This is a genomic window from uncultured Campylobacter sp., assembly GCF_938018035.1.
Taxonomy (GTDB): Bacteria; Campylobacterota; Campylobacteria; order Campylobacterales; family Campylobacteraceae; genus Campylobacter_B.
This window is the reverse complement of sequence record NZ_CALIJF010000037.1, coordinates 1-1398: the sequence shown is the minus strand read 5'-3', so window position 1 is coordinate 1398 and position 1398 is coordinate 1. Positions and strand designations below refer to the sequence as shown.

Genomic DNA, 1398 nt, shown 5'->3' with positions numbered 1-1398 from the left:
CGCGCAGATTTGGCTTTAAATTTAATTCGTTCATTCCGCCGCGAAATTTTACCCTGCAGGGCGGAATTTTATCTAGCGGACGAAATTTTGCCGAGCAAAGCGGAATTTTGCTTTACTAAGCGGAATTTCACGCGGCTATGAAATTTTGCTTTGCTCTACCGAACGCGCGGTTTAGCGAGATCAAAAATGCGCGTTGTAAAATTTTGCCGCATCCTGTGCTTTACAGCCCGCTTATTGTCGTGCCCTTAATGCTATTCGCAGACGGCGCGACCGCGCATTTTTGCAGCCTACACGACAAGCTGCGGTGAATTTTATATTTCGACGATTTAGATGGCTAGCAGACACGCCGTATCGGCCGGCAAAATTTTATCCCCGCAGCAGGCAGAGCGGACGTTTTTAGCGCAAGTGAGATCAGCCTTTAGGAACTAGACGGCGTCGCAATAGCGCTTAAAAAGGCACGGAATTTCTTTAAATTAAAATTTTGCCGTAATGCTCGGCTCGCGCTGAATTATCTATAAACTGCACAGGCTAAATTTAACGCTTCGTGTAAAATTTTATCGCGACTTTCTTTATTTCAAAGGCGCAGTTCAAGCCCGAAACGAGGCTCGAATTTTAAAATTTAGCCCAAAAACCTAGCTTGGTTTTAATTTAAAATTTTTTACCTGCGCCCTTTGTGCCTAAATTTCTTAAAAATTCCGCGTACTCCGCCGCGCCTTTTTTCTATCTGCGTGACACTGCTTTCGTAATCCACGCCCGGCGTCTCTTCGGCGCCGTAAAACGCGAAAAACTCGCGCCAGTCGGCGTGAAAATAGTAGCGGAATGCGAGCTCAAACGGCGCTAAAATCTGTTCCATCGTGAAATGATACCGCCCGCTAGGCGCGTAATCGGCGCGCTTGATGCCCGCGCTCACCGCCAGCGCCACGGCGCGCCCCCGTATGCCCTCGCTCGTGCGTCCGTAGGCAAGTCCGTATGTCATCGTCGCATCGATCCAGCTTTTTAAAATCGCGAATCGCGGGCGAGGAGAAATTATGCAGCGGAAATTGCAGTACCAGCGCGTCGTGGGCTTTGATTATCGCGCGCTCGCGCTCGCCGTCTATCTCGCCGCTAGGATACTCGCGCGCTAGGTCTCGCACGGTGAAGCTTTGCACGGCGGCCTCTTTCAAAAACTGCTTGTTTATGACCGAATTCTTAATGTCGGGGTGAGCTAGAATGATTAAGCTTTTCATATTTTTCCTTTAAAATTTTGGTTTGGGCGATAAATTTGCCGCTAAAATCGCAGATAGAACTCCGCTTTGAAATTTTATTTTCAAATTAGCGGCGGAATTCTAAGGCAAAATTTCAAGACCAAATTTTAATGCCGAAGCTTCGACGCTTAAATTTGACGCCGAAATTCCGTAG

The 1398-nt window shown here is 47.8% G+C and carries 2 protein-coding genes; both read right to left on the bottom strand.

From position 1 onward, the window contains the following. Positions 1-658: 658 nt before the first annotated feature. Positions 659-976: an NAD(P)H-dependent oxidoreductase gene (locus tag Q0257_RS01195; RefSeq protein WP_298020515.1), complete on the bottom strand. Its 318-nt coding sequence runs from the start codon at positions 974-976 to the stop codon at positions 659-661. After that, positions 873-1226, bottom strand: coding sequence for an NAD(P)H-dependent oxidoreductase (locus tag Q0257_RS01190; protein ID WP_298020512.1), 354 nt, complete (start codon positions 1224-1226; stop codon positions 873-875). The genes Q0257_RS01195 and Q0257_RS01190 overlap by 104 nt, the downstream gene beginning before the upstream one ends. Positions 1227-1398 lie beyond the last annotated feature (172 nt).

Excerpts from the sequence above, each read along its gene's own strand:
- Q0257_RS01195 (WP_298020515.1), bottom strand. The coding sequence starts at position 976 with ATGACATACGGACTTGCCTACGGACGCACGAGCGAGGGCATACGGGGG.
- Q0257_RS01190 (WP_298020512.1), bottom strand. The coding sequence starts at position 1,226 with ATGAAAAGCTTAATCATTCTAGCTCACCCCGACATTAAGAATTCGGTC.